Origin of the sequence: Mesotoga infera, assembly GCA_011045915.1 — a bacterium.
GTDB classification, from domain to species: domain Bacteria; phylum Thermotogota; class Thermotogae; order Petrotogales; family Kosmotogaceae; genus Mesotoga; species Mesotoga infera_D.
The window spans coordinates 1-8872 of record DSBT01000053.1 but is presented as its reverse complement, the minus strand read 5'-3'; the positions used below and the strand labels follow the sequence as shown (position 1 = coordinate 8872).

General features: G+C 41.2%; 3 protein-coding genes. All 3 read left to right on the top strand.

Annotated elements, in window-relative coordinates; all coding sequences use genetic code 11:
- Nucleotides 1-97 precede the first annotated feature (97 nt).
- Complete coding sequence (locus ENN47_01710; protein HDP76903.1) at nt 98-3793, top strand: hypothetical protein; 3696 nt, start codon at nt 98-100, stop codon at nt 3791-3793.
- Between the two features lie 84 nt (nt 3794-3877).
- Nucleotides 3878-7477, top strand: a complete 3600-nt coding sequence (locus tag ENN47_01705; GenBank protein ID HDP76902.1) for a hypothetical protein — start codon at nt 3878-3880, stop codon at nt 7475-7477.
- 503 nt (nt 7478-7980) lie between these two features.
- Nucleotides 7981-8872, top strand: an 892-nt coding sequence (locus ENN47_01700; GenBank protein HDP76901.1) for an SAM-dependent DNA methyltransferase, incomplete at its 3' end; no start/stop codon positions are given.

Here is an 8872-nt window from a genome sequence, read left to right as displayed (position 1 = left end):
GTTATTACTGTAATATATAGTATTATATCATCAAATTGTTAACTCACCCGAAGGAAAGCGTCAGATTCCCAATGACATGAACTAGAGGAGCAAAAAAATGAGCGAATTTGTTGATGGTATTCATCTTCAAGAACTTGCCACAAACCTTTGGAGGAATCGCGCAGCCTTAATGATCGGATCTGGATTTTCTAGAAATTCTAAAGCTTGTAGAGCTAATTCTCAGCAGTTCCCTTTATGGAATGATCTGAAGCTATCTTTGTCGTCTGCTCTCTATAATGGGGATCGATCTAAAAACACTAAAGAATCGGCACTTAAGCTTGCGCAAGAGTATGAAGATTATTTTGGACGCCACAAACTCGATGAGTTGTTAATTAATGAGATAAAAACAGACGATTTTGAGCCTGGTGAACTCCATGAAAGGCTACTTGATCTTCCCTGGATTGATATCTTCACAACAAATTATGATGATCTTCTCGAGAGAACACTTTCAATGCGTAATTATAGAATTGTCAAGTCCATTAGTCAAATTTCGTCTCAACAAAACAACCCAAGGATAGTCAAGCTCCATGGTTCTCTTCCTACTCCCCCATTTGTTATCACTGAAGAGGACTACAGAAGGTATCCGTATGATTATGCTCCTTTCGTTAACACGATTCAACAATCGATTATGGAGAATTCGTTTTGTCTACTGGGTTTCTCTGGTGATGATCCTAATTTCCTTGCATGGAGTGGATGGGTGAGAGATAACTTGGGTCATAACCAGAATCCTATCTACTTGATTGGTGACCTAGATCTTAGTCAATCAAGAAGAAAATACTTGGAAAGAAAACTAATACAGCCAATAGACCTTTCGCCATTAATCAATACTAGTTTTCATGGGACATCAAGACACTCTGAAGCAACCAGCCTATTCATCTCATATCTTGAAGACCACCAGCCACCAGATCCTTACAAGTGGCCATTTTACGAAGAACGCAAGCGAAGTTACGATTGGCAAAGGATCATTGGTGAAGATACATCTGGCAAATTGTACAATTTTGTCGACGAGATCAAAATCCCAAAGTACCTGAAAACTGACTTTAATTCTGAGGATTTGGACCGAATATCGAAAAAATGGAAAAGAGCTCGAGAGACATATCCTGGGTGGATGGTATGTCCTTATAAACTAAGAAAAAGACTCGAGTTATTCATTGACAGGCGTGTCAATTTGATACTCCACAGAATATCAGAGGTTCCAGCACCCCTAGACATAGTGATTCTTCACGAGTTAACTTGGTTCCTGGATACTTCCCTACTCCCTTTTTTTGCTGAGCAAATCGACATAGTGATTGATTTGATAGAAAAGTACAATCCTTTTCCTGGGGTAGTACCTTCATCTGCTTGTGAATTGGTCCCAGAAAAGGACAAATGGGACAGTGTCACCTGGACTGAGATTTCAGAAATGTGGATAAGAATCGTGTTCAGTGTGCTTAGGTCACTGAGAATCAACTACAGACCAGAGCAGTATCTTAATCTCCTTGATAGTATTACCGAAATTTGCCGCAGAAGTATTGATTGGGAACAACGCTGGTATTTTGAGAAGACCATGTTCGAGATACTGCAGCTTCGATTCGCAGATGCAATACAGACTTTAGAAAAATGGCCAGAAGATGGTTCACCCATTTGGCTAGTTAGAAAAGCCTCTCTTATGTGTCAGATTTCCGAAATTGAAAAGGCAAATCGACTAGCGGAGAAAGCGGTTAAGAAACTTCGAGAATTCCATTCTAAGGAGGGTCCTCAAGCAGAATCCGAATCACAGTGGGTTACATTTTTCTCGGAATATCTTTCCAGAGCTCAGTTTAGATTCAGTGGTAATCGCCACGATCGGAGCTCGAATGGTTATATTGCTAAAGATGAGGTTCAAAGGGCATACTACGATGCCCTCTCTGTTCTCATTAAATCCATTGAGAAGGAAATCGACTCCAAAGAAGCATCTGCAGACTCGTTTCGTATGGTAATAAGCTCTTCTCCGTATGATGACAAACTGAGATATGGAATTGCCAATTTGCTGCTCCTTGAAGAGTGTGGTATTCCTTTCAGAATAGGCATTTCAACAAACTTGTCTGACTACGCAAGAGTACTGAAAGCTGTTCTTCCCTTTCTCCCGGCTTACATATCACTGAAAACAGTATCTGCCGGACACATAGGAACATCCGAAAGCATAATCACTTTACCTGCCTCAGCTGAATTCAGTGATGAAGAGATCGTTCAGGTAAGTGAGAGAATATTCGATTACCTTGAAGCTCGAGTTGCAGGCAAAAACGATAATGCAGAGCACAAGATCCTATCGTCTTTGAAAGTCTTGTCAACTCTCTCCTGGAGAATGCCTGAAAACGTTCTTGAGCATTACTTGGATGTACTATTGGACATATTTGAGATGAGTAATGGTAACAAGATCAAGTCAATGATAATATCTACAGAATTCAACAAAGCTTTATCCGAAACAGTAAGAATTCTTGGATGGGCATCAATTGATAGGCTTATGGATAGGATCCTTTCTCTATCGGTGCATAGTGAGGGATTGAATGATCCATCTGTAACTGTCTTTGAAAATAGGCAAATAGCAATGAAAACAATTCAAATCTCAGCTTCACAGCTTAACTCTCTCATAGACAGTAGCTATGCTTCCGGACAAACGAGAAAAGCATCTCTAACAAAATTGGCATATCTTAACTCGTACGGCCTAATCGCTGAAGAATTCGAAGAACGACTAAGAGACGCCGTATGGAAGGAAGCTACCAGATGTGGAATACCTGTTGATATTGAAACACCGATACTAGGTCTTTATCTCCCGGGTCCAAAGAATGGAAAAGACTACAGGGATGTCCTCAGAGATTATTTGCTCAATCTTCCAGTTCCAAAAATAATTGAAGGTAGTGTTCTTTCCCACACCAATTCATTTTCACACTACGTCAACCTCTTTGTTAATGCATCATTGTTTTCTTCTGGGGGAGAGAAGCACAGAATTGATTGGACCGAAATAGAAGCCGAAGCAATCTGCTCAAAAATAGTTGCTTGGTGGAATGAACAACAAGCTGCTCTAAAAGAGTTGAATGGTGAGGTATTTGAAAAGTCTTTCAGCTTCATAGTACATGAAGATATGATTACTCTAGTTTCACATGTGATTGTACCTTCTCTTGGTCAGGACAACGATAATTGCATCAGCGAGCTTCTTCCAGCAATTGACGTAATCGAAAAGGGTGGAACCTCTGTTATTCTTGCATACGTAGCACTTATGAAGTTTGAAAAATATAGAGATCAAACCACTACTAAAATTCGCGAAGGGCTACAATCTCCTGACGAGAAAACTGTTATCAACTCAATTCGGGGGATCAGTTTCTGGCAATCACTTTCCGAAGTCCTCCCGTCTATTCCAGAGGAGTTCATTACTAAAATCCTTCAAATTGCGGAAAACAGAAGTGGCGATGTCCTTCTCGAGAGTTCTAGGTGTATTTTCAACCTGATACCCGGGATTTGTGGTGAAGACTCACTTGTACTTATTCTTTGCAGCATCCTTCGCAATATCAGAGAAATGACAGATTCAGCGAAATACAACTCAGCTTTGGCTACCGCTGCAATGAAGAATCTTATTCAAATAAGGGAAGCCGGTGCTTTCATCTCATCAGAACTCTACTATGCACTTAAAGAAAAGAACGGGAATATTCCTGAGGAACTGAGTGTTTGGAAAGAAATGGCGGCAGAAGAAAGAGTGCGCAGAGTAAAAATCCCCTGGGAAGATAGGGAGCATTTGTAGTTTCCAAAATAGAAAATCATCTATTGTGTACTGAGGAAATCTTGGGATGTCTCTTAATTAGTGCATTGTGATAGGAGTATTGGAATGTTCATTACAAAGTTTGTCAATGTACCTGATGAAATTCTACGAGCTCGCGAAGATGGAATGCTGGTCGTCTTTGCTGGCGCCGGGGTCTCTATGGGACCACCATCGTGTCTTCCCAATTTTCCGCAACTAGTTAAGCAAATTGCTGAACAGTGCGCCGAGGATTTCAGCGAGAGAAAACATCCAGCTTTTGATGAATATCTAGGGGAACTGGACATCAAATACGGTATGGTGAATGAAAGAGCAAGAGCCATAATCGGTCGATCTGATTCGTTTCCCAATATCCTTCATAGAGACATTTCACAGTTATTCACAGCTGACAATCTGAGAATAGTGACAACGAATTTTGACAGGCACTTTTCAACCGCAATTGAAAAACTGAAAGCAGAAGAACATTTTGACATGTTGCCCAATGAATTCTCTGCTCCTGCACTACCTAGGGGCGACAAATTTAAGGGTGTGGTCTACCTGCACGGAAATATCGCTCAGGATGCGGAAGAACTTATTGTCACTGACACTGACTTCGGAAGAGCATATCTTTCGGAGGGGTGGGCCTCTGATTTTGTACGTGCTCTTTACAGCTCCGATTACACTATCTTGTTTATAGGCTATTCTCATTCAGACCCAATGCTAAAGTACCTTGCACGGGGACTGAGGATTCGTAAAAACAACAAATTCTCATTCGTGTCTGGCAAAGAGATTAGGAAAGGTAAAGATGCATTTTGGAGCAGCCTCGGGGTTGGAGTTATTCCTTTCCCTATGTCAAATAAGAAGAACAAGGGCCTCTTTTTCAGGTTGGAAGAAGCAGTCTCCGAACTGGCAAGGCAATTCAGCATGGGCTTTCTAGATCACACTTACAGGATACAGTCTATCGCTAGAGCTAAGCCTCCTATCAGAAATGAGGAAACCGATTATATTCACTATATCTTGAAAAGAGTGGATCTTGCTAAGCAGTTTTGCAGCGAAGCGCTCAGCTATGATTGGCTTGAATGGGCAAGTATAAATGGAATTCTTGACAGCCTATTCTCGCCCAACCTTACTGAATTGACTGAAATTGAGAAAGTCCTTTCAGACTGGCTTGCAGAGATTGCTTCTCAAGACACTTCTCTGAAGACGATTAAGCTTATTGCCTCGCAAAGGAAGGATATTCATCCTGAAGTAGTTTACTATCTCGTTCGGGCTCTTGTCTACAAAGAAACGCCGAGGAATGCTAAGAACGACTGTATACTTTCGGAATGGCTGACACTTATCCTTGACAAAAGCAGGTCGATAACTATCTACCCTCTAGAGTGGATAATTGATATTCTAGAGAAAAAGTTCAGTGCTTTGAACAGATCACTCGTGCTTACTGTCACGGACTTCCTGTTTCGTTTTGTTGATAATAGACAGTCGTCAGTATTCGAAGATCTTCTTTTCCACAACGTGAAACCATTGGCAAACGAGATTACGATTAAAGAATTCTGGCAACGCATACTTAAACCAAAACTGTCAGAGCTATCTGGTGATTTGCTAGAACTACTTACTTATAAATTCGTTAGCATTTTCAATAAACTGAAAGCCACCGGGAGCGTAGACGAGAACTGGGATCACTTCAGCGTAATGAGAAGCAGTATCGAAAAACAAGAGAGTGCTAGAGAAGAGTCAATCGATCTTCTCATAGATATTTTAAGAGAAGCAATTGACTTTCAGATAATGAACTCCGATCCCGATCGTTTGTTACACTATAACAATTGGAAACACTCTAAAATGTCTTTGCTTGAAAGGTTATTCCTATACTGCGTTAAGAAGGACGATTATTACTCAAACGATGAAAAGGTAAACGCCATTCTTCAGAGTGATTGGCTATTTAAGAGTTCTCTGGAAGTAGAAGTACAAGCGATTTTGACTGAGAGTTCCAAGTTATCGCAAAACACCGTACTGAGCCTGGAAGAATGCTTGGCTTACAAAGAGAAAGAGATTAGAGCCCTGAATGATGGGGAGAAGAAGAGAGCCTTCTATCATGAACTCTACAATCGCCTACTGTGGACAAAAGAATCTGAGAATAGCACAGATTATGTGAATAACACCGTAACGCGTATTGAAGAACAATATGGCTTCAAGCCTTCGACGGAGGTTCTAAAGCCGGGTGTTAGAAGCTATCCTGTTACCTTCGTATCGCCCAAGTCGGTAGATGAGCTGAGAAGAATGCCTTTTCCTGAACTTATAGAGCTTATGAGCAGATTCGCAGCACCTGTTCATAAGCAAGAAGAAGATAGAGTACTCGAATATAGTAACTACGCAATCCTAAATCAAGTAACAGAAATTGTTTCGACAGACTGGAAATATGCTGAATCATTGCTGGAGTATCTAAATCAATCAGAGCTAAACAAGTCCTTGTGGCACGCGCTTTCGTATGGGCTAACAAAAGCAAAGAAAGAGTCTGTTCATTGGGATTCTGTTATAGAGCAACTATCGTCGACACGACATAAGGATGAAATAATCGCTGAGATTGCTATGATACTTGAATCCTTTCCTAGAGAAGACCTGACTATCAGCTCTTCACTTCTGCAAAAGGGTATGGAGCTTGCCATCTACTGCTTCGAGAGGTTGAGAAATAATGAAAAGTCAGTATTTCTAACAGAAGAAAAAAAGCCCGAATGGCTTATGCGGGCAATAAATCAACCTTCTGGAAGACTAGTAATATTCATGATAATTGTTCTCTATAATGCTGTGAATAGGAATGATAATGATAAAGAACTTCGATTAAAGATTATTGAGTTTCTGGAGCGCATTCTTTCCGGAAAGACATTCAGCGATGGAATAGGGAGGATCATTATCGCAAGCCAGTTGCATGTTCTATACTATATTGATCAGGATTGGTGCAAGAGCAAAGTGGTGACTTCATTCGATTGGAAGAAACCGAAACGAGCAGTGCAAGCGTGGTGTGGTTTTTTAGGCTGGAGTAACTACAATATTCCCTTACTTAAGGCTATTCAGAAGTACATAAAACAAACTATAGAGAAAATCGACTTAATTAATGAGAGATATACTCCGAGGTTCTATTCCCTCTTATCAGATGTATTGTTTTTCTTGCTCGATGGAGAGGATAGAGACAGGTTTCTCAGATTCATTGTGGCCACAGGTAACCAAATGCTGCTGGAAGGACTTCACAAGAGTATAAAGGCCAGAATGAAGGATCTCGAAGAAGAGAAAGCACAAGACGCCTGGAAGAACTGGATAGAAGAATACATAAGCGATAGGGCAAATGGCAAATATGCCAAGAATTTTTCCTTTGAAGAAGCTAGGATAACCATTGATATGCTTTCAGAGCACGAAGGTTTGTTCAGAGAAGGCGCTGGGCTCTTAGCGGAAGCGGTAGGGACGAAGGGCGATCAAGACGACTGGTGGATGCCCGAATTCTTGAATGATAAAGAGCTATGTGAAGAAAACACCGATCTATGTGCCGAGCTACTATCAAAATGGCTAAAGACAAAAAACCAAGTCTACTTAGCACAGAATCGCAGAGCTTCTGTCGATAGCGTCATAGAAAGATGTAAAGACGAGGATCTGAAACGGACTTTGATAGAAGAGTGTATCAGGCTGAGAATTCGCGATTGTTAGGTCTAGCTATACCAAGAAACGGGAGTATACTGAGGCCGGGAAACACTGTCGGATTTGCAGGGTCAAACTCCAATTCTTGAAAGAAACCCCGGAAATGACCGGGGTTTTTTTGATTCGCAAACCATTGCATTTGGTTTTCTTTGTAACAATGAATATAATAGTCAACAGACGCAATCTGATCAACTTCGCAACTCTGAGCTCTACTTCTGGCAGTTACGTCCGTTATTCATTATCGCAAGAAGCAGACAAATAGACATATACTGTAGACAACACACATGCGAAGAACGAGCACAGGAAGCGAGAGCAGTTTTCTTAGGTTCAGGTATTCAGATCGTGATTTAAGGTGCAGACTGAGAAACTGGAAGGCGGAAGCTTATGCTTCATCTATCTGAGGAATCTCAGAGCAAATTTTCGGATAAGACAGGAGTAGAAATCGAAACAATAGCGTATAGAGAACACTTAATTGGCGACCGATCCATCACAATGAATCAACGGAGGATAACATGACCAACTTCAACGAAATATCCAACTTCATCTGGAGTATAGCTGACCTAATAAGAGATGTCTTCAAGCGAGGGAAGTATCAGGATGTCATTCTTCCATTCACCACGCTTAAGCGCTTGGATTCTGTTCTTGAAGGCACAAAGAAAGATGTTCTCGAGACGTCAAAGAAGCTAAGCGAGAAAGGGATAGAAAATCGAGATCCCCAGCTGAGAAAGGCTTCGGGCTATGCTTTTTATAATACATCTCGCTACACATTTAGAACCCTTCTGGATGACGCTCAAAATCTGAGAGATAATCTGACTGCCTACATAAACTCCTTCAGTCCAAACGTTCGGGAAATAATGGAGAAATTCGACTTTTTCAGGACTATTGAAAAGCTCGATCAATCTGGTCTTTTGTATCTTGTCATGCAAAGATTCAACGACAGCAATCTAGATCTTCATCCCGACAAAGTTGACAATCTTACAATGGGCTATGTATTTGAGGACCTCATCCGCAGATTCAACGAAGCGCTCAACGAAAACCCCGGGGAACATTTCACCCCTAGAGAAGTCATTAAAGTTATGGTCAATCTCTCGGTGAACAACGACAAGGAGATCCGCGAGAAAAATCACGTTGTGAGAACGATATACGACCCTTGCTGTGGATCCGGTGGAATGCTCTCGATCGCCAAGGAAAGAATAATGGAAATAAATGCGGAAACGGAGGTCTATCTCTACGGTCAGGAGGTAAACCCTGAAACCTACGCGCTCTGTAAGTCAGATATGCTAATAAAGAGTGTTGATGGGAGAGATGCAGAAAACATAAGGGATGAATCGACACTATCCAAAGACAAGTTCCCGAACGACAGATTCGACATAATACTGGCTAATCCGCCTTATGGAAAAGACT